Here is a 22424-nt window from a genome sequence, read left to right as displayed (position 1 = left end):
TCTGCACTTTTTCAAATTTTCAACAAAGGCAGATCAATCATCACGCAGTATTCACATTATTTAATATCACGAACTGCTGGATTTTCCAAAAGTTCTCCATCCATGCTAAAACGAGAGCCATGACATGGACAGTCCCATGTATTTTCATCTATATTTTTTTTAAGAGCACATCCCAGATGAGCACATCGCTTTTTCCCCGGAGACAGAAAACTTTTTACTGCCTCAACAGCGTTGAGAACTGTCTGTCTCGCAAGTATACCTCTATCAGGAGAAAAAATATGTTCAAACTTGTTATCAATGCCCATTATTTTATCGCTTATAATCGAAGCCGCCACCATAGCAGACGACATACCCCACTCATTAAAACCTGATATTACATATATATTATTAAGCATTCTACTGTAATTTCCTATATAAGGCATATCATCAAGACTTATGCAATCCTGAACCGCCCAAGAATACCTTTCACTGCATTCAGGCAAATACTCACTTACAAAGTTTCTCACAGTTTCAAATCCATCGTTTTTTGTTCCGGTTCTATGATCTCCTCCGCCGACAATAAGAAGATCTTTATAATTTCTCATGTAAAAACCTCGCTCTGATATATCTGCATAGGTGCCACCAATATCAGGAGCATTTTCAAGTGCCAAAACAAAAGAACGCTTCTGATATAATTTAAGAGGATATAAACCGTACATATTCATAAAAGGAAATCTGGTTGCTATCACTATTTTCTTGGCTTTTACAGAACCCTTTGAAAAATATGCTTTGCCTTCATCTATCTTCTTTATCTGTGTATTTTCGTATATATTTAAATTTTCACAAAGAGAAAAAATAAGTTTCAGAGGATGAAACTGTGCCATCTTTGGAAATCTCACCGCACCTGCAACTTTCATAGGAAGTTCGGTAGTGTCAGTGAATTCCGCAGGGAATCCCAGTTCCCTTACAATGGCAGCTTCAAGTCTCATTCGCTTTTTATCATTTAACGAATAAATGTACGAATCTTTATAAGAAAAATCAAAATCAAACTCTCCGGCCAGCTTTTCATACCGATTTAAGGCGTCCAGGTTAGCATCAAGATATCCCTTCGCCGTATTTTTTCCATATTTCTTTGTCAGTTTTGTGTATATATCTCCATGCTGCGGAGTAAGTGCAGCAGTTGTTCCTCTTGACGTACCACTTCCGACAGTAGCAGCTTCTGCTACCATACAGTCTATACCATTACTTTGAAGCATATAGGCACACATTATACCTGATATTCCTCCTCCTATAATCAGTACCTCTGTTTCTGTATCACCCATCAAAGATTCTGATACTTTCCGATCTGCAGTTTCTTCCCATAGATACTTCATTGCCATCTCCTCCTTCGATATCCGATTTCATCACATAATACTTTTATTATTTACCAAAATCAGAGATAATTATCGCAAAAAAAATGGCAGATAATATTTTCTATATATCATCTGTCATTTTTATTTAACAATGATTATTATTCAGGTCATCACTCCATAGGATTTCTATATGTATACTGATTTGCATTTTCATTATTCATATTTTGAACCTGATCATCCGTCACATATCTGGATGATCCGAAAGCCAATATAAGCCAAAAGATGAAATTCAGCAATACAAGTCCTACTGTAAAGCCGGCGCCATGACCAAATGCCTTTGAAATACGATTATAAAATATTATCTGAAGTACAAGCGCTGCTACGCTGCATCCTAAAAGCAAAATAAGGCCAATAGCAAATGCCGCCATATTTCCTGATCCGCCGCCGAACATATACATTGCTGCGACCCCAAATATCATAATAAAATATCCTATAGCTCCGACAACTCCAAGAGCAAGCATGATAAAAAATATCGCTTTCTTCCAAAACAGCTTATACGCCGTATACATATTGTAGAAAGGTATTATAGCTTTCCATCCTGCTTCCCCGGCCTTGGAAAATATCCTCCACCATGATATAACAGCGATAGCAGCAAATACAAGAATGCCAATCGTATATCCAACTATAAATGCCGGATTCTCATACCCATATGTGCTGTTGTAGCTGTAATAGTAATCCATTTTTCTTCCTCCATTTTCTATTACAATAAAACAATCATTTATTCATTATACTGTACAGCAGCTGTATTTTCAACATCCCTCCCTGTACAAAAAAACAATCACCTCACTAAAATAAATGCGAGATGACTGCTTTTAATATAGATTATTATTGAAGATTAATCCTCAAAGAAGGATTCATGTTTTTCTTCGTTAAGATACTTATTCATGAGAGCATCCATATCTACCGGTTTTTCAGGCATAGGAGCATCCTTCTTCTTTCCTACAAAGAATATTACAGCACCTATTACGATAGCCGCAAGACCAGCCCATAAAAGAATATCTTGTACTTTGGAAATTGATTCTCCCAGCATATCATAATCATCAGGACCCCAATCCTGCTCATACCATCTGAGCCAGAACTGTCCGAGGAATGCCATCAGTCCTGCAAGGAACATAAACAAACCGACTCTTACAGTATCACCCTTTGCAAATCCAGCTCCGTTCAGTGGATAATTTTCAGGATCTTTCTTACCAACTCCACCGTAAATCTTTTTAAAGATCAGATATGCAACCGGACCTGAGCAAATAGCCAGAAGACCTACAGCCAAATAGTCAGTACCGTTTATCAGCAGCGCAATAACTGCAATAACCATAGGGAAGCCTGCATAGAAGATCAGACCTGCACTTCCTCCGGGCATTACAAACAGACCTCTCTTTTTTCTTTCTTCTATAGGGAGCTTCTTTCTCAGCTTTATTACAGCTATCGGAAGAATAATATAGAGAGCCAGCATGAAAACTACTTCCATACTTACCAGAGTAGTGAATGATGACTGTGCCAGTATAAGAGTAACTATAGCCAGTGATAAGATTCCTATATAAGGAACACCTTTCTTCTTGCTTACCTTTACCAGGAACTTAGGAGCAAGATTATCATCAGCCAGTACGAAGAATCCTCTTGAACCTGATGCAAGATATGTATTGAAAATCGCACACTGTGAGATGATTGCTATAACCAGAAATACATATCCCCATGCCTGTCCGAGATGTGTTGTAAGAACTGAAGCATAACCTACTCCTGTTCCGAAACCGCCTTCTGTAGACCAGTTTTCCCAGCTTCCTGCAGGAAGAGATGCAAGACCACCCAATGTAGGAAGCACATATGTAAGCGCAACCAGCGGCATAGCTATCTTAAGTCCCTTAGGGATTACCTGAGGATTCTTAACTTCGCCTGCCATATTGGAGATACATTCATATCCGCAGTACATCCATACACATATACAGATACCGCCGCCTAAACCATCGATAATACTGTAATCAGCAGGCATTATAGGATCAATTGGGTTTGTCTGCCAGTTGATAAAACCTACAACTGCAACCAGTCCGAACGCAAGAACGATGAGGATGGAAAGAATAGTACTTACTTTTCCTACCTCTTTCAGTCCCATCAAGTTAACAACTGTAAAGATCAATATCATTCCGATTTTTATTGCGTGTACTCCGGCCTCAGACATACCAGGTATCATCTGACTTGTGTAACCTGCAACCAACGCTACATATACGCCGTTAGTGATATAAGTGGATACTGTTCCCCACCATCCTGCCTGGAATCCCCAGAACTCACCGAACGCTTCTTTTACCCAAACGTATACGCCGCCTTCTGACGGTAATACCGAACCTGATTCTGCTACCAGATTACTGATAGGGTACGCCCATACTATCGGGAATACACAAAGTAAGATAATAGTCATTCCCGGTCCTGCTTCCGGAACCATCTCTTCGATTCCGAAGGCTCCTGCCGCCACCAGACAATAGAGCATGAATACAATTCCTGAAACCTTGATATCATGCTTTTTGAGTCCGGCAACACCATGAACTTGCTCTTGTTGACTCATAAAAAAACACCTCCTGTCAACTATTTAACACACCCAAGTTTATCATAAACTGTAATTTTGTCAAACTTTATTTTTTTGTGACATATTACGACATTTTATTTATCTGTCCTTAAATGTGTTTAAATGATGATAGTTTTAAATTGATTTAATAATATTTTAAAAAAAATTAATCTTCAATCGCTCAATTATCTATTTTTTCAAACAAAAAAGACAAGGACTTTTTCTTGATTTTTAAGTTAAAATATATCCTTGTCAATTTTTCTCTATTTTTGTCCACTTTTGTCAATTGTCAGTTTTGTGATAATATTCAGTCAAACTTTAACGCTATCTTGATATGTTTTCTGTTTACTATATCAGAAATTCTATCGATAAATTCCTTCGCCTCTATATCGGCCCCAAACTCATCCAAACACACAACAAATCTGCACATAGACAAAAGATCAGGCGATCCTATATCTTTTGCGATCTGGGAAAAACCTCTTATTATTTTTTCCCATTCATCTGAAGCCCTTTCTCTAAAGCGCATCTCAATAAAAAGTGTCTGAGCCAGTTCTTTAACTTTTACTAAGACTTTTTCGATAAACTTTTTATCAAAAGTCACATATTCTCCTGAAACATCGGTGACAGATCTGTCGAAAAGAGGAAGATATACTTCACGTATTCCTGATTCACGGTGGCTTTCTTTTATAAGTTCCTGCTTCATCCTGCTTCCCGAATATTTTCTTACCTCGGCTTCATATTTTCTTTTCCAGTTGTCTTTAGCGCCTTCTCCTTGTATAAGAGAAACTTTTATTTCATCCATATCGGCATAAACCAGGTCATGTCCGAATTTGACTATAAATTCTCCAATGCCATACTCATCTACAGAGGTTCCTTCTTCTTTATATCTCTTATATTCACGTTTATGCTGCGACGGTGTCTTTTCATACCACTTTCTGAACCCCTTATATATATATTTAGGATCAGAAAATCCACATTTGAAAGATACTTCATTGACACTTTTTTCACCTGTAAGCATCATTTTTTCAGATTTCTCAGTTCTTATAGCATTTATATAATCCGTGAGATTCATGTTAGTTATTTTTTTCCAAAACTGTGAAATATAATTTTTTCCTACAAATTCTTTTTGAGCAAAATAATCAAGATCGAGCTTTTCTCCGTAATTGGTTTCTATTTCTTTTATTATTCTATAGTATCTCTGAAGCTGATTATCAGGAATCTCTCTGCCATTATGATAATGAGCAAAATCGTATTTGCTGATAAAAATATCCATAAGCTGCCATATTTTATCATTTATTTTATGTATATCTTTTTTTCTTCTGCAGTCTCTAAAACTATATCAGTAAAAAGTTTCCTCACCTCAGGATTATATTTTTTCTGTACACTGTTGGCATTAAAACTCTCACACAGAAAATAAATATATCTTACATATTCGTATTTTTCCTCAAATGCTTTTAGATTTATATACAGAGATACTACCATGTTATCTTTGTCACCTCTTATATAGTGAATATCACCTCTGTTTATTATCGTAAAATCATTTTTTGTCATATAGAACCTGTCATAGTTGGCCCGTATGTTAACAGCTCCGTTCAACACGAATAACAATTCAATACAATCATCATGATAATGAGGCTCATATTTATCTATGTTATAGGTTCTGATGGCAATCGGTGTTCCCGATATAAATTTTATAAATTCTCGTTCTATCATGATACACCCATTCCTTTTTACACCGTGCCGGCTCTCTTATAATAAATTTATATAATATCATTATATCTATAATCAAAATTTTTTACAAGGCAAAGTAACTGAATGATTCTGATTTTAAAACATATTTGTACAAAAAACTCGGAATTCCGAAAAATCCCGAGTCGAACTTGGTGCGGCCTACCGGACTTGAACCGGTACGGTCTCCCACACGCCCCTCAAACGTGCGCGTCTGCCTATTCCGCCAAGGCCGCATATATTATTAAGTTTTTACTTAACAGTGCTTCTCTATTGTATAGATTTTTATTCCTTTTGTCAACAAAATAATTTACTTTTTTTAAAGGTTTAAAAAATAATATTTTATATGACAATAAAAATACCAGCCTCATCTGTCTGAATACATTCTTTTCTGCAAAGCTTTCATCTTTAAATCGATACCCTTCTGACTTGTTCAAAATATTCTCTTATCCCTTCACAATCTTTTGATTGTATGTCAGCTATTACTTCTCGATTATATTAAAGTTTCCGCTTTACTCATTACCCTCTTTATAATCACTTTATAAAGTATGGCGTTTCAAATTTCTGCAGGCTGGTATTTTCTTTGTTCTTCAATTGACATTTCTGGCGGACTCACCCTCTTTCTTCATCATACAAATTCTAACTTCCAAGTTACATCTCTTGCTCTAACTTTTTATCAAAATTTGTTTGACTTCTCCTTTCTTGAATTTATTATAGCACCGCTCAATACAGTTTGCAAGAATTTTTTGAAAATTTCATAAAGTATTTTCATGTATTTAAAATACAGAAAAATACTCTCTCAAAAACTCATCAAGGCTCTCGTACAAATCAGCCCTCTCTTCAGAATTATCTATTACTGCATCAGCTTTCTTTATTTTCTCATTATCACTCATCTGACTTTTTATCCTGTCTCGTACTTCCTCAGGAGTAGCACTGTCACGGCAACATACTCTGGCCAGCCTCACATCCATATCAGCCACTAAAACAAGAACAAGATCACATCTACTGTCAAGCCCAGCCTCGAAAAGCAGAGGCGCATCCAAAAGCACACCTTTGCCGGCTTCAGCAGGATGTCTTTTAAACCACGCTATTTTTTCATCTATTCTTGCTATAATCCTGGAAAACATTATCTCATCAAGACGAGATTTTCTGTTTATATCTGAAAAAACTACAGCCGCCAATGCTTTCCTAATAAGATTTCCTTTATCATCAAGTATTCTGGTTTTTCCGTCGCCGAACTCGCCTTCAGGCCCGAATATTTCATCAAGAACTGGAAGCATATCGCTTCCGCTCTCTGTAAGTTTCCTGCTTATATCATCAGCGTCTATATGTGCAAATCCCTTTTGTATTAAATACTCTGCAGCGGTAGATTTTCCTGTACCTATCCCGCCAGTAAGACCAATTACTTTTATCATTTTAATATCTCTTTTCTGTAAAACAAAACACTGTACGATATTACTTCAATTCATACCAGCTGCTTCCCTCGTTAAGATCAGCCTTTAATTTGACCGCCATCTGATATGCTCCTTCCATGTTTTCCACAAGAAGTTTCTCGATCTCTTCCTTCTCATCTTTGTAGGTATTGATTATAAGCTCATCATGTACCTGCAGTATCAGACTTGATTTTAGATTTCGTTCTTTTATGGCATTATATACTTTAATCATCGCTATCTTTATTATATCGGCTGCGCTTCCCTGTATCGGTGTATTCATGGCAAGTCTTTCCCCCACTTGTCTCACCATATAGGCTGAAGCTTTTATTTCTTTTATATATCGCTTTCTTCCCATTATTGTAGTTACATAACCTTTTTCTCTGCAAAATTCTACTTGTCCGTCCATAAATGCCTTTACTGCCATATGTTTTTTAAAATATGTGTTTATATATTCTTCTGCATCTTTTCTCGTTATATTAAGCTCCGTAGAAAGACCAAAACTGCTCATGCCATAAATCACACCAAAATTCACAGCTTTTGCTCGGCTTCTTTCTTCAATAGTTATCTCTTCTTCCGGTACTCCTAAAACATTGGCTGCAGTTGCTCTGTGTATGTCCTCACCTCTATTGAAAGCCTCTATCAGCGCCTGATCCGCGGACATATGAGCAAGAACCCTAAGTTCAATCTGAGAATAGTCAGCTCCTACAAGAACACAGTCATCTGAATCAGGTATAAAAGCTTTCCTTAACTTTCTTCCCATTTCCTGTCTTATAGGTATATTTTGAAGATTTGGCTCTGTACAACTTATACGCCCCGTAGTAGTCACTGTCTGATTAAAATGCGCATGAACTTTTCCGTCAGTTTCACTGATGAGGGGAATAAGTCCTTCTATATATGTGCTTTTAAGTTTCGAAAGAGTCCTGTATTCCAGCACAGCAGGTACTATAGGATGCTTATCTTTTATTTTTTCAAGAATATCAGCACTGGTGGAATATCCTCTTTTTGTCTTTTTTCCTGCAGGCAAGCCTAATTTTTCAAACAATATATCACCCAGCTGAAAAGGAGAATTCAAATTAAAAGTCTCTCCTGCCAATTGAAAAACTTTTGCCGATATCTCATCAATTTTCTCAGCCATCACATGCCCAAACTGCCGAAGAACATTTTTGTCGACTTTAAACCCCTCATATTCCATAGAAGCCATCACTATAATGAGAGGGATCTCAACATTGTAAAACACATTATCTAGTTCTTCCTGCTTAAGCCTTTCCTTCTGCATATCTGCGAGGTTCAGGACAGCTGTACACACATCAAAGCCATAATCCACATAGGCTTTTTTATTATCAGAAAACATATCAACCTGTCCATTGTCACTAAAAAAATTCTTCTCATCTTTTACAGTGATATGAAGATATTCATTTGATATGGCAGCCAGACTGTAATTGCTTCTTCCGGAATCCAATACGTACTGGGCTATCATGGTATCAAATCCTGTATCAAAGTTTTTCACGCCTTCACACATTAACATAAAATAATCACGTTTAAGTCCATGTCCCCAGTATGTCACATCCTGCCGTAAAAGCCAGTCCGGGAAATTCTCAAGTTTCTGATAATCAAAATAATAGTATATTCCTCCATTTACAGCAGCTACGCCTTCTATGAAAACATCACCTGTATGATTATAGTCCCCGAAAACCTTTATAACAGTTTTATCACTGAAGGTTATTTTATTCAATGATTCATCGCTGTCTATTATAATTCGCTGAAATGCCGAGGTGTCTACCGGCATATTATGAGAATCGTTTTCCTCTGAAAATGTCTTGTTACTTATTCCTATATTAAGTTTTTTAAGAAATTTATTGAACTCCAGTTTGGTGTACAGTTCGACAAGCTTATCATAATCCGGCTCTTCAATAAAAAATTCTTCAAAGTTTACCTCTATAGGCACTTGTGTATTTATAGTAGCCAGTCTCTTGCTCATAACAGCCATTTGAGCATTGTCTTCTATTTTTTGCTTTACACCTTTTGGTTTTATGTTATCTGTATTGGACAGCAGATTCTCTATGCTCCCAAACTCCATCACCAGCTTAGTTGCTGTCTTTTCACCTACTCCCGGAACGCCGGGTATATTGTCTGACTGATCTCCCATAAGACCTTTAAAATCTATGAACTGTTCAGGTGTAAAGCCATATTTTTCTATCATGGCTTCCCTGTCATATATATCAAACTCTGAAACACCTTTTCTCGTTATTATTACTTTAGTAACATCAGAAGCCAGCTGAAGCTCATCTTTATCTCCTGTAATTATATAAGGATTCAATCCTTCTGTCTCGGCTTTTTTAGCTATAGTCCCGATGATATCATCCGCTTCAAAACCTTCAAGTTCCAGCTGCTTTATATTCATTGCTCTGAGTATATCCTTTAAAAGAGGTATCTGCATAGCAAGCTCAGGTGGCATTTTTTTTCTTCCAGCTTTATATTCTTCATATTCCTTATGTCTGAATGTAGGAGCTTTCATATCAAATGCGACAGCCATGTATTCCGGTTCATAATCACGTTTAATCTTGTCCAGCATATTAAGAAAACCGAATATACCCTGAGTAAATATTCCATCCTTTGTTATCATAGGATTCCTCATGGCATAATATGCTCTGTTTATCAGGCTGTTACCATCTATTATAGCTATCTTTTTCATATATTCACCTATTATACTCTCTGTTCTTTCAGATCTGCAGCCGCCGCAAATCCATATGCTGACACTGCATTTCTGATACCTTCATTTATAGCTTTCGACATGATGTAAGAGCTGAGATCACCCAGCGCATCAGGATTAACTTCTACCTCTCCTTTTGAAAGATAAAATATTGTATCGCCATCCGCCGATGTATGAACAGGTTTTATAGCTGCCGAATAACCGTTATGACTCATGGAAGCCAGTTTACAGCATTGAGCTTTCGTAAGTCTGCCGTTTGTTATAATACATCCTATTGTAGTGTTTTCTGTAAAAACATTTTTCGGCTGCTGAATATTATCCCACATAATATTGCGTGTACTCTCAAGCGTTGTGCCGTCTTCTGCCAAAAGGCCTGCAATCTGCCTTCCTGTATCAGCATCATAAACATCTCCCAAACAGTTTACAGCCACTACAGCTCCGACTTTAAGCCTGCCTATCTGTACAGCATATATACCGAGTCCGCCTTTCATTGATCTTGCGGCGCCTAAAAATTTTCCTACGGTAGCCCCTGTTCCAGCTCCGTAATTACCCTGCTGCGGACTATTCAGCTCAGAGTTTACACAAGCCTCATAACCCATATCTGCATCCGGTCTGAAAGAAAAATCTCCAGCTGACAGATCGTAAAGACATGCTGCCGGAACTATAGGAACATATCCTTCACCTACATCAAAGCCTATATTTCTTTCCTCTAAATATCTCATAACTCCTGCCGCAGAATTCAGTCCAAAAGCACTTCCTCCCGATAAAAGAACACCATAAATCTTCTCACATGAACTCACAGGAGAGAGAAGATCCGTCTCCCGTGTAGCAGGACCTCCGCCTCTCACATCAACACCTCCGACAGCTCCGTCTTCACATATAATGACAGTGCATCCGCTTCCTGCTTTTTCATTCTGGGCGTTGCCTATCCTGAATCCCTTTATATTCGCTATATTGATTTTTTTCATATTTATTTTTTCTCCTCACACAATACACCCGCACTCTTATTTAAGCTTTCTGCCCACTAGCCAGTATACAACTCCTACAAATATACCGCCTCCTACTATATTGCCCAATGTAACAGGTAAAAGATTCCCCATCAGGAAATTTTCTATGTTAAGATTTGATATGTCTGTGCCAAGAAGCTGTACAAAAGCATCATTTCCTGATGCTATTATACCGGCCGGAACAAAATACATATTAGCGATACTGTGCTCGAATCCTGAAACTACAAAAAGACCTATACAGAAAAATATCGAAAAAATTTTACTTATAGTAGTATATGCTCCTGTTACCATCCATACAGCAAGACAAACCATCCAATTACACATTATACCTAAAACAAAGGCTTTACCGAAATCAAGACTGACTTTTGAAACAGCTGTTTTAACAGTGACGGCACCAAGAAGCCCTCCTCCGCTCTCCAAAAGTCCGGAATAATTGACTAAAGCTGCAATCAACAAAGCCCCGACAAAATTACCTATGTAAACAACTATCCAGTTTTTTAACATACCCGACATCTTTATCTTTCTGTCAAGCGTTCCTATAATCATAAGATTATTGCCGGTAAACAACTCTGCGCCACACAACATTACCATCATAAGTCCCACAGGAAAAACCATAGCAGATACCAATTTGCCGATACCAAAGGTAGCTGGATCGGAAACCAGATTAAATGATGCCATCACAGATGCCTGAGCTCCAAAAGCTATATAAGCTCCCGCCAGTATAGCTAAAATAAAATGCTTTATGCTTCCGCGCGCTTTTGCAACAGCGGAATCCGATATTTTTTCCAAAATTTCAATCGATGTTAATGCCTGCAATTTTAAACTCTCCTTTATATAAATAAAATACACCGTACCCTTTTACGGCTATGTCTGTTTATATTTTGGAAATATCAATATGATATTCCCATGCACAATAAAATACCTGAACGACAATATATGCCGCCCAGGTATTTATTATACCATGAATAACCATGTAATCAATGTGTTCGTTAAGTCATGCTGCAAGTTATTTTGTCATAAGCTCACATACAGCATTCGAAAAAGCTACAGGGTCTTCTACAGGAAGGCCTTCTATCATCAAAGCCTGATCATAAAGCAGCGATGCATATTTTTTCACGTTTTCTTTATCTGTATCGTACTGTCTTCTGAGTGCTTCCATAACAGGATGCTTTGCGTTGATCTCAAGTACACGCTGAGCCTGTACTTTTTCATCGGTAGGCATTGAATTGAGAACTTTTTCCATTTCTATGGAAAGACCTCCCTTTGAAGTCAGGCATACAGGATGGCTCTTAAGTCTTCCTGAAAGTCTCACTTCGGAAACTTTTCCTTCCAAAGCCTCTTTCATAAACTCGAGAAGGTCTTTGCTCTCCTCTGCTTGTTTCTCGGATTCCTCTTTTTCCTCTTTTGATTCTCCTATATCAAGATCTTCCGCTGATACTGATTTAAACTCCTTTTCATCAAACTCCTGCAACATCTGCAAAGCAAATTCGTCTATGTCGTCTGTAAGATATAATATCTCATACCCTTTATCCTTGAGAAGTTCCGTCTGAGGAAGTTTATCGATCTTCTCTACATTTTCCCCCGACGCATAATATATATTCTTCTGCTCATGCTTCATTCTGCTGACATATTCAGAAAGTGTAACCAAATCTTTCTCTGTGGAAGAATAAAACATCACAAGGTCTTTAAGCATATCCTTATGAGCCCCGAATCCGTCATAAAGTCCATATTTAAGCTGAAGGCCGAAGTTCTTGAAAAACTTTACATATCTATCCCGGTCTGTCTTCTGCATAGAAAGAAGTTCACTTTTTATCTTCTTCTCAAGCCTCTGGGCTATAGCCTTAAGCTGCCTGTCATGCTGAAGCATTTCCCTTGAAATATTTAAAGACAGGTCCTGAGAATCCACAAGACCTCTCACAAAACTAAAATGATCCGGAAGCAAATCCGCACACTTGTCCATGATAAGTACTCCTGAAGAATAAAGCTGAAGCCCCTTCTCAAAATCTTTCGTATAATAATTAAATGGAGCCTGTCCGGGAATAAACAATAATGCTGTATAACTTACGATACCTTCAACATCTGTGTGTATAACTTTAGCCGGATCTGTATAATCAAAAAACTTTTCCTTATAGAAATTATTATAATCTTCGTCACTTATCTCACTTTTGCTCTTTTTCCACAGAGGTACCATACTGTTAAGTGTCTCAAGCTCACTATATGTCTCATACTCCTGCTCTTCCGGCTTTTTATCCTCACAGCCCGGCTTGAGACGATTCTTTTCCACCATCATCTGTATTGGATATCTTATATAGTCTGAATACTTCGTAACAAGGTTCTTTATTTTATAGGTGTCCAGATATTCACTGTATTTATCATCATCTGTATCCTCCTTAAGAGTCAGAGTGATCTCAGTACCGCATCCTTCCTTCTCAGCTTCGGTTATACTGTATCCGTCAGCTCCGGATGATTCCCACAAATATGCCTGATCTTCTCCATAGGCTTTACTTAGTACACTAACTTTGTCACTTACCATAAACGCTGAATAAAATCCGACTCCGAACTGCCCTATTATATCGATTTCATCCTTCTTTTCTATTTCTTCTTTGAAATCCAAAGAACCGCTCTTGGCAATGGTTCCCAGATTTTTCTCCAGCTCATCTTTTGTCATTCCCATACCGTTATCGGTTATCTTCAATGTCCTTGTATCTCTGTCAGCTTCCAGTCTGATACAGAACTCATCTCTTGATATACCTGTATCTCCTTCTGTCAGACAGCGATAGTAGAGTTTATCTATCGCATCGCTGGCATTTGAGATAAGCTCTCTTAAAAATATTTCTTTATGAGTGTAGATCGAATTGATCATCAAATCCAAAAGTCTTTTTGACTCTGCTTTAAATTGTTTTTTAGCCATATTGATCTCCTTTTCACTTTATTAGCACTCGTTAGTTTTGAGTGCTAATAATATAATACGTCAACTCCTGCTAAAAATCAAGAGGATAACAGGAATATTTTTCATATGATCAAAATTTATTCATCTATTAATTACTAAAAAAAATCCCGACATGCCGTCAAGGATATAATTCACACCCTATCTTTCAATAGGGGGGTGCCCTGTTTCCGCTTCTGTCTTCCACTCAAAGGAGGCTTGACATAAGCTCGCCAAAAACCCGGGCTCCCAATGTCGTTACGTAGGTTGAATTACACTGCCTTGTCGCACATCTCAGGATAAATTTTAATCTTATATTGTTTTTATAATGTTAATTATAGTTATATCATACGTTAATTTCAAGAGGTTAATTCAAAATATATCAAAACATATTTTTGCCAATATCTGTATTGTCTATTTGTCATAATCACTAACTCTCTCGAAGACGTTCAACAACTGTTTTCTTTGATACATTTTTATATACTATCACCGGCAGCGCTGCTCCAAGTACCAGGAAAACAGGAGCTGTTACAGTGATGGCCATAAAAGTAAAATGGTACTCATAAAACCAGAACATTTTTTCCATCATATTTCCTACCAAAGGTCCCAGAAGCGCTGTCAGAACTGATGAAAAGAGTATTGTCGCAAGAGCATAAAACAATCCTTCATAAATCAGCATAGTCTTCAGCTGTCTTCCCGTCATGCCTATAGACTGCAGCATTGCAAACTCTCTTCGTCTGCTTAATATCCCCGTCATTATCCCATTGAAGAAGTTCAATATTCCCACAAGACCTATTATCCCACAGAGAACACCTCCTAAAATAATGAACATCTTTCTGAAACCTTCAAATTCATCTCTTATGGAAGCTTTGCTCTCATACATAAGCCCTGATGATTCACCCTTGGTCATATTAGTCAAAAAGCTTTCAGCTTTCACTTCTGCTTTATAATCAGGTGTATCAAACATATAAAACAATGAAAACAAATCATCACCGCTGTCTTCCCTCAACTTATCTACAGGCAGTATGGCATCTCTTCCGTAGAGGTTTGATGATCTGAAAGACATTTGATACGGTACCGTTACAAGTGCGGCAACAGTATATTCCACATCATGGCCTTTATCTATATGATATTGGATATATTCCTGCGGAGTCTTCTCATCACTCAATTTACCTGTACGGCTGTCTATATAATATCCGTTTTCCACATATGTTACAGTAATTTTATCTCCCACTTTCGGGTAATCTTTCAAATCATCTGCGTTGCCGTAATCATCAGTATGAACGGCAATAGCGATGTTTTTCTTATTCGGATCAGATAATTGGGTAAGATCTCCGTCTAAAACAGTAAGCTTTTCAAGAAGCGGAGTATCCAGTCCTTCTATCTGTATATCAATGTTAACAAGACTTCCTCTGCTTTCTTTGTCATTGAGTCGATCTTTCGATGTTTCCGAAGTCTGCTCTGATGACATCTCTGTAAACTGCTCTTGTGTGATCCACTCTACAGAACCTGTATCTGCCAGTGACCATGCTTCTCCTCCCCATGATATTTCTGTGTTTTCCTTTATCTGGTCTATATCCTGACTGTTCATACCTGACTTTGAACTATTAGCTCTGAACCTGAAATAGTCAGTATTTCCTACTATGAAATCAGCACATGTTTTTTCATTAAGATATTTCTCCATGCTAAACCCGTTTGTAAACGCCATCAGTATAGAAAGCAGAACAACAGACAGCGACAGCGATACCACTACAAGAACAGTCTTTGATTTGTTTCTTCCAAGATTAGCAAACGCCATATTATGCAGTTTCGCGCCTCTTGTAGTGCGTTTTTTCCTTGCTGTTTTGGCTCTTTCCGTATACTTTGTGGCTTCAACAGGTGAAACTTTGGAAGCGATTCTCCCCGGTTTAGCGCATGACAGAAGAACAGTAATCAGAGAAAATACAGCTGCCCCTGCAAAAATAAGAGGAGAAGCACTCACCGTCAGGCTGGCCTCACCGAGTGTTGTCTGAGATATCACCACAGGCGTCAGAACATATCCTGCCAGATACCCCACTGCCATTCCCACAGGGCATCCTAACACGCACAACATCAGCGCCTGTTTTCTTATTATCCTGCGAAGCTGCTTCGGTGTGACGCCTATAGTTTTCAAAAGGCCATAATAACGTATATCTCCCGAAACTGAAATCTGAAATATATTATATATTATCAAATACCCTGTAAACACTACAAGAACCAAAAAAGCTAAAATAGCTAAAATACTTTCCATATCAATATTTGAATCGGCCTGAGCAGAGGTATATCCCCAGTTAACCCCTATTCTGACATAATCTTCTTCTGCCGCATTTTCATCCTGATATCCAAGATCCTCCTGTATCTTCTTCATATTGCCGTCAATATTAATACTTGAGCTCAGCATTACATTAAGATCCTTGCGAAACGAAACCTTTCCCTCTGCCGAGACATCCTTTTCCACCTGCGATGCATAACTCTTCGATATATTGATAAAATGCACAGGAAGAAGATCATCATACTCCCACCATCCGGACAGTTTAAAAGAGTCAGTTCTTTTGCCAAGATTTTGTTCTTTATCAGAAATCTCATATGTTATACTGACTTCAGCTCCCACTTCAGGTTTAATACCGAGGATTTCAAGTGCTTTTGTGTCCATAGCTATTTCGTCTCTTTCCTTCGGTTCTCTTCCCTCTGACATTTCGATATAGCTCCATTTGGAACAGTTTTTATCCATGAAACTTATCTCAGCAGGAACCTTTGCAAATACTCCGTCAGATATGGTTCCTATAACATCTCTTTCTCCCACTGCTTTTACCTTATCATGAGATGCGATTTCTTTTATCTGACTATCATCTACGTCTTTGAATGAACCGTGGGCATATCCCCCTATCTGCCTGAATGTAAATGTCTCATAACTTGAATTCAAAGACATTGCTATCGTAAAAAGAGTTGTAAACAAAACGGTAGTCAAAGCGATTGCTGCAGCCGCGATAATATTTCTCTTTCCCGATGCTTTAAGGGATCTGAAGCTAAGGCGGCGTATCGTTTTCTTATTCAATACTTTCATGATACACCTCCTTCTAATTGCCTGATATGATACGTCCGTCTTCAATACGCACTATTCTGTCCGCCATCTGAGCAATTTCTTCGTTATGTGTTATCATAACAATAGTCTGCTCGTATTTCGAACTGGAAATCTTCAGAAGTCCCAATACGTCTTGAGATGTTCTGCTGTCAAGGTTCCCTGTTGGCTCATCACATAAAAGTATTGCCGGTTTTGAAGCAAGAGCTCTCGCTATTGCCACTCTCTGCTGCTGACCTCCAGAGAGCTGATTTGGAAGACTCGTCACTTTATCTTCCAGCCCCAGAGTAGAAATTATGCTGTCTACAAATTTCTTATCTACATTTTTACCGTCAAGCTCCACAGGAAGTACAATATTTTCATATACATTGAGGACAGGCACAAGATTATATGCCTGAAAAACAAAGCCTATCTTCCTTCTTCTGAAAATAGTTAAGGCTTCATCTTTAAGAGAAAATATATCTTTGCCATCTACTATTACTTTACCTGATGTAGGTCTATCAAGTCCTCCCAACATATTAAGAAGAGTCGATTTTCCTGATCCGGAGGTTCCTACAACAGCAACAAACTCCCCATCATCAACCGACAGATCCACACCATTCAGCGCATGTACTTCATTGACTCCGTTCCCGTATATTTTTTTGAGATTCTCTGTTTCCAATATAGCCATTACTTTTTCTCCTTTCATCTCATTAAAATCATATGCCGTATCATAGATACGGGCAGACATTTCACTGAAAAATCACTACGGACTAAAGTCCTGTGATTTCTGTGTTTGATCTGCGCGCCGTATCATAGATACGGGCAGATCATAAAAAAAATCTGTATAAAAAGTTTTTTCTTTTATACAGATTATCTCATAGTAATCTTTCTACATTCTTTCCGGGTTATAATAAATTCTAACGGTTTTGTAACAATCGGCAGCATATCATTTTACAAAGGAAGAAACACTGCAAAGCAGGTACCTTTTCCTTTTTCAGACGTAACTTTTATATAGCCGCCTTCTCCTGATATTATTTCCCGCGCCAGATAAAGACCTATACCTACGCCTTCATATCCTGCTGTATTTTCTCCTCTATAAAACCTTGAAAAGATTTTAGGTATCTCTTCTTCATCGACACCCTCTCCGCTATCTCGTATTTCCACGGAAATAAATAATTCATATTTTTTTAAGCTGAGTTTCACCTTTCCCTTTTTCGTATATTTGACAGCGTTATCTATAATATTTCCAAGGGCTTCTGCAGTCCATTTTTCATCAAATACAGCTGTATATTGTCCGGAAAAAGCGTTGATATCTATATTCAAAACAAGACCTTTTGCCGCTGCCTTTTCGGAATAGGATGCCGCTACACTTTCTACAAGTTTTTTTACGTCTCCGGGTTTAGGTCTAAGAGTTACTATACCTGTTTCCAGTCTTGAAAGCTTTACCAAAGAAGCTATCAGAAAATTAAGCTTTTCGGTTTGAAAACGCATAGCTTCAAGATATTCCGATGCCTCATCGGACATTTCTACCTCACTCATCAAATCAGAATACAATAATATATTTGATATGGGTGTTTTAGTCTGATGTGAAATATCTGCAATCAACGTCTTTATTTTATCTTTTTCAGCAGATATGTTTTTCATGGATATTTCTGAATAAGCAAGATATCTGGAAAACTGATTTTCAAGAGATGAATATACTGACTCGTCAAAGCTACTTTCTGCAAATTCTCCACTAAGAGCTTGTTCCAGCATCCTCTCTATTCTTTCTGTCATTGTGCGCTGCTTTCTCATGAAAAAAAATATTACTGAGCCGCAGATGACAACACAGACAGCCAATGTTATCAGACAGAAATCATTCATGATTCTTCACCCACATATACCCCACACCGTAAACGGTTTTAATATATTTATGAGCCTCCAGTTTATCTCTCAGTCTCTTTACTGTCACCGAAAGAGCATTTTCATCAACATATTCAGCACCGTCGGTCCATATCCTATCCACAAGCTCATTCCTACTTACAGTTATTCCTTCATTATCTGTAAGTATCCTGAGAAGTTTCTGCTCTGTCTTACTCAGCTCTACCGTTCTGTCACCTATGAAAAATTTCATTTTATCAAAATAAAATCTATACTTTCCCATGTATGTTTCTGCCTGATGCTGCCGGCACTGTTTTTTTCTTAACTGAGCATTTACTCGTGCGCGAAGTACAGCCAGGCTGAAAGGTTTCGTTATATAATCATCAGCTCCCAGTTCAAGACCTGCTACGATATCAGCCTCCATATCATTAGCCGTAAGAAGTATTACAGGGGTATCACTTTTTTCCCTGAATTCTGCAAGAAAATCATAACCGCTTCCATCCGGAAGATTTACATCTAAAATAATCATATCCGGCAATCTTTCTTCTGTAATTCTCCGCGCTTCCATAATCTTGCTACAATTTTCCACAGTCCTTTCTTTCAGCGTCAGTGCTCTGCAAAGACCCGATGCAAGCGCTGAATCATCTTCTATTATAAGAATGTACTCTGACATATACTGAACCTCCGTTTTTATTATACAGCCATGAGTTTTTAAATGGCAAGAATAAAAGACATCCTGTTAACTAAAAAACAGAATGTCTTTAAATTAGCTACTGAAGGTTAAGCTTCAAAGATAATATCCTTTCTGTAATGATATGAAAAGCGACAAGCTGTATAGCCGTCAGACCAAACATCACAGCTATAACAAACTGACTCAGACCGAACATATTTCCTGCAGATCCGTCCCATGACGACAGCAAATCAACCATATCAAAACTGCCTGCGATCATTCCCAGTATTATGAAAAACACAGTGACAGCTGTTGAAAGACCTATATATGCTGCCAAAGAAAGTAATATCCTATGTTTCCCAGCTAACTGTCCTATTGCCAAAGATGCATATACCTGATATATGCTTTTCAGCAGTGAAAGTACCATTATTACCAGAACCTCTACTATGATAAGTATATATCTCGGATCTTCTTTCCATGCTTTCGCAATACCACTGAATATGTCAGGAATCACACTCAAACTGCTTAGCCCTGCAAGTATTGCAAGTGATACCATAGCTACTATTATACTCAAAAGAACCACTCCCGCTGCCACAAGACCTTTTGATGTTATAAGCTGCCAAGGTTTCACCGGCAAAGTATGCATCAGATATCCCTCGTCACCCAAAAGCCCTTTATAAAACCTCAGTATGACGATTATTACTGTCGCCGCCACCAATGCAATAAAAATAGATATATACATGAAACCGGTAATTGTTCCGACAATAGATACCAGTGTATTTGCTCCCTGCGACGCTCCTTCGAACGTACGTCTAAGCAAATTACTACTCACACTAAAAAGCAAACTTGCTGCAATAAGTGCAGCCCATATGACTGCCATAAGTTTTATACTGGATCTTATCTCATATTTGATCAGTCTACCTGTCATTTCTGTTCACCCCCATAAATGGCTCCATTCTGAATGTATCCTTAAATACATCATCTATGGATTTGCCTTCCTTCTCCTTGATTTCATCAACAGATTCATGCCTTACCATCTTACCGTCTTTTATAAAAATAACCTCGTCAAGAATTCTTTCTATATCAGAGATAAGATGTGTTGAAATTATAACCGTTCCATCCTCATTATAATTATTTATTATAGTAGTAAGGATATAGTCTCTTGCAGCAGGATCCACACCCGCTATAGGCTCATCCAGCAAATAGAGCTGAGCTTTTCTGCTCATCACTAAAACAAGCTGAACTTTTTCCCTTGTTCCCTTGGACATGGTTTTTATCCTATCTTCAGGTTGTATATTCATTGCGGCGCACATATTCTCCGCCTTGTTTCTGTCAAAATCCTGATAAAATTCACTGAACATACTGAGAACATCCTTAACAGTCATCCAGTCTGCAAAATACGGTCTGTCAGGAAGATAACTTATTATCAACTTTGTATATACTCCCGGTTTTCTGCCATCAATCAATATCTCACCTTTCGTAGGTCTTATAAGTCCATTTATAAGTTTTATGAACGTTGTCTTTCCGCTTCCGTTAGGACCGAGAAGACCTATGACTTTTCCTCTGCCTACACTGAGGTTTACTCTGTTAAGAGCCAGCTTACTTCCAAATGCTTTGCTTACATCAAAACATTCTATTAATGTTCCTGTTTTCATTTATCTTCTTCCCCTCTCTTTTTTATCATTTTTACAACATCATCTTCGCTGTATCCAATAGCTTCCATTTCCCTTATAAATTTTTCTATGGTCTGTTTTGCTATTGATTCTTTCATTTTAGCCACCAACCCTTCATCTGTCGTTACAACCCTTCCTACTGTTCTGTTCGTTATAACAAATCCATCATGCTCCAGCTCACTCAGCGCTCTCTGCATAGTGTTGCGATTAACTCCCGCAGATTCTGCCAATTCCCTCACCGTAGGAAAGGCTCCTCCCATCTTGTATTCCCCCGCTACTATAGCTATTATAAGCTGCTCTTTAAGCTGAGGCCATATGGGCCGGCTGTCATCAAGTTTCCATTTCACACCTAATTCCCTCCTTTTCTTTATTCATTTTTATATTTTTTGTTCTTGTTGTCATATTGTCCTATGTGCTTAAGACAATATCAATATATTACTATTTTCTTTATTTGTCAATATATATTTTAAATTTTTTAAAATAATAAGATGCCAAAATCCCAAAAATAAAAAAGCGTTTATATAATCGGAAACCCAATTAATACAGCCGCCTTCTGTCTGCTAAATCAAAAACTCCTTCATACGTTTGTAACATATGAAGGAGTTTTAAATTTAATACTCATTCTATTCAATAGATTCAAAATCCACACTGCAGTTATGGTGTACCTTCTGTACATCATCATTGTCTTCGAGAATATCTATCATTTTTTTAAGAGATTTCAGATCATTCTCATCTTTTGGAGCAGCTTCCATAGACGGAACGAATTCAACATCAGAATCAATGATATCATAACCCGCATCAGTAAGAGCTCCATGTACATCAGTATAGTTTTCGGGAGCTGTCTGTATCTCAAAACTATCATCGTGAGTTATTATGTCTTCGGCTCCTGCTTCAAGTGCTGTCTCCATCAGCGCATCTTCATCTACATCATCAGTCTTCTCTATAATGATAACACCTTTTCTCGAAAACATATATGAAACACATCCCGGTGTTCCCAAATTGCCGCCGTGCTTGTCAAAAGTAGATCTTACAGCGGAAGCTGTCCTGTTTCGGTTATCAGTGAGAGTCTCCACTATTACTGCGACTCCTCCTACACCATATCCTTCAAAGGTAAGTTCTTCGTAAGTTTCTCCTTCCAGCTCTCCTGTTCCCTTCTTAATGGCTCTCTTAATATTGTCATTGGGCATTCCGATCCCTTTGGCCTTTTCTATAGCTACCCTTAAAGTAGCATTATAATCCGGGTCTCCGCCTGCTTTTGCCGCTACTATTATCGCTCTCGCATATTTTGTAAACATCGCAGCACGTTTTGAATCCTGCGCCGCTTTTCTGCCTGCTATCGTTCCGTGTCTTCCCATGGAGACACCTCCTAACCTAAAAATTATTCAACAAAGAAAAT

19 protein-coding genes, 1 tRNA gene and 1 other RNA gene are annotated in these 22424 nt (G+C 38.0%); all 21 read right to left on the bottom strand.

The features are described from left to right. Positions 1-56 precede the first annotated feature (56 nt). The 21 genes from H8692_RS09055 to H8692_RS08955 all read right to left on the bottom strand — a co-directional run bounded on the left by H8692_RS09055 (position 57) and on the right by H8692_RS08955 (position 22383). The gene (locus H8692_RS09055; RefSeq protein ID WP_177268386.1) at positions 57-1352 is read right to left on the bottom strand and encodes an FAD-dependent oxidoreductase; all 1296 of its coding nucleotides are present in this window, start codon (positions 1350-1352) and stop codon (positions 57-59) included. A gap of 149 nt (positions 1353-1501) precedes the next feature. Further along, positions 1502-2071, bottom strand: a complete 570-nt coding sequence (locus H8692_RS09050; RefSeq protein ID WP_177268384.1) for a DUF5684 domain-containing protein — start codon at positions 2069-2071, stop codon at positions 1502-1504. 155 nt (positions 2072-2226) lie between these two features. After that, positions 2227-3942: an APC family permease gene (locus tag H8692_RS09045; protein WP_187525531.1), complete on the bottom strand. Its 1716-nt coding sequence runs from the start codon at positions 3940-3942 to the stop codon at positions 2227-2229. 307 nt (positions 3943-4249) lie between these two features. Further along, a complete protein-coding gene (locus tag H8692_RS09040) occupies positions 4250-5215 on the bottom strand; it encodes a helix-turn-helix domain-containing protein (RefSeq protein WP_187525530.1) in 966 nt (321 codons plus the stop codon). Between the two features lie 20 nt (positions 5216-5235). After that, positions 5236-5655, bottom strand: coding sequence for a cupin domain-containing protein (locus H8692_RS09035; RefSeq protein WP_187525529.1), 420 nt, complete (start codon positions 5653-5655; stop codon positions 5236-5238). Positions 5656-5823: 168 nt separating this feature from the next. Next, positions 5824-5906, bottom strand: a tRNA-Leu gene (locus tag H8692_RS09030). Further along, entirely contained in the window at positions 5889-6107 is a 219-nt protein-coding gene (locus H8692_RS09025; RefSeq protein WP_177268378.1) for a hypothetical protein, read from the bottom strand. Before H8692_RS09025 ends, H8692_RS09030 begins: the two co-directional genes overlap by 18 nt. A 339-nt stretch (positions 6108-6446) precedes the next feature. Further along, positions 6447-7085 carry a dephospho-CoA kinase gene (coaE, locus tag H8692_RS09020; RefSeq protein ID WP_177268376.1) on the bottom strand — a complete coding sequence of 213 codons (639 nt, stop codon included), beginning with the start codon at positions 7083-7085 and terminating at the stop codon, positions 6447-6449. Positions 7086-7125: 40 nt separating this feature from the next. Then, positions 7126-9795, bottom strand: coding sequence for a DNA polymerase I (polA, locus tag H8692_RS09015; protein WP_177268374.1), 2670 nt, complete (start codon positions 9793-9795; stop codon positions 7126-7128). Positions 9796-9806: 11 nt separating this feature from the next. Next, positions 9807-10781 carry a P1 family peptidase gene (locus H8692_RS09010; protein WP_177268372.1) on the bottom strand — a complete coding sequence of 325 codons (975 nt, stop codon included), beginning with the start codon at positions 10779-10781 and terminating at the stop codon, positions 9807-9809. Positions 10782-10817: 36 nt separating this feature from the next. Then, positions 10818-11636: a formate/nitrite transporter family protein gene (locus H8692_RS09005; RefSeq protein ID WP_187525528.1), complete on the bottom strand. Its 819-nt coding sequence runs from the start codon at positions 11634-11636 to the stop codon at positions 10818-10820. Positions 11637-11826: 190 nt separating this feature from the next. Then, positions 11827-13731, bottom strand: a complete 1905-nt coding sequence (gene htpG, locus H8692_RS09000) for a molecular chaperone HtpG (RefSeq protein WP_177268368.1) — start codon at positions 13729-13731, stop codon at positions 11827-11829. A 139-nt stretch (positions 13732-13870) separates the two neighbouring features. Continuing rightward, positions 13871-14050: non-coding RNA, 6S RNA (gene ssrS / locus H8692_RS08995), on the bottom strand. A gap of 126 nt (positions 14051-14176) precedes the next feature. Then, positions 14177-16828, bottom strand: a complete 2652-nt coding sequence (locus tag H8692_RS08990; RefSeq protein ID WP_177268366.1) for an ABC transporter permease — start codon at positions 16826-16828, stop codon at positions 14177-14179. Positions 16829-16841: 13 nt separating this feature from the next. Beyond that, positions 16842-17513, bottom strand: coding sequence for an ABC transporter ATP-binding protein (locus H8692_RS08985; protein ID WP_177268364.1), 672 nt, complete (start codon positions 17511-17513; stop codon positions 16842-16844). A 263-nt stretch (positions 17514-17776) separates the two neighbouring features. Next, positions 17777-18688 (bottom strand): sensor histidine kinase, encoded by a 912-nt coding sequence (locus H8692_RS08980; protein WP_187525527.1) that lies wholly within the window; start codon positions 18686-18688, stop codon positions 17777-17779. Continuing rightward, positions 18681-19358 carry a response regulator transcription factor gene (locus H8692_RS08975; protein WP_177269140.1) on the bottom strand — a complete coding sequence of 226 codons (678 nt, stop codon included), beginning with the start codon at positions 19356-19358 and terminating at the stop codon, positions 18681-18683. The genes H8692_RS08980 and H8692_RS08975 overlap by 8 nt, the downstream gene beginning before the upstream one ends. Before the next feature lie 97 nt (positions 19359-19455). Further along, entirely contained in the window at positions 19456-20283 is an 828-nt protein-coding gene (locus tag H8692_RS08970; protein ID WP_187525526.1) for a hypothetical protein, read from the bottom strand. Then, complete coding sequence (locus tag H8692_RS08965) at positions 20273-21010, bottom strand: ABC transporter ATP-binding protein (RefSeq protein WP_187525525.1); 738 nt, start codon at positions 21008-21010, stop codon at positions 20273-20275. Before H8692_RS08965 ends, H8692_RS08970 begins: the two co-directional genes overlap by 11 nt. After that, the gene (locus H8692_RS08960) at positions 21007-21375 is read right to left on the bottom strand and encodes a GntR family transcriptional regulator (RefSeq protein WP_177269134.1); all 369 of its coding nucleotides are present in this window, start codon (positions 21373-21375) and stop codon (positions 21007-21009) included. Before H8692_RS08960 ends, H8692_RS08965 begins: the two co-directional genes overlap by 4 nt. 276 nt (positions 21376-21651) lie before the next feature. Beyond that, positions 21652-22383, bottom strand: a complete 732-nt coding sequence (locus H8692_RS08955) for a YebC/PmpR family DNA-binding transcriptional regulator (RefSeq protein ID WP_187525524.1) — start codon at positions 22381-22383, stop codon at positions 21652-21654. Between the last annotated feature and the right edge of the window lie 41 nt (positions 22384-22424).

The organism is Lentihominibacter hominis (assembly GCF_014385065.1).
GTDB classification, from domain to species: Bacteria; Bacillota; Clostridia; order Peptostreptococcales; family Anaerovoracaceae; genus Lentihominibacter; species Lentihominibacter hominis.
This window is presented reverse-complemented; position numbering and strand designations above follow the sequence as displayed.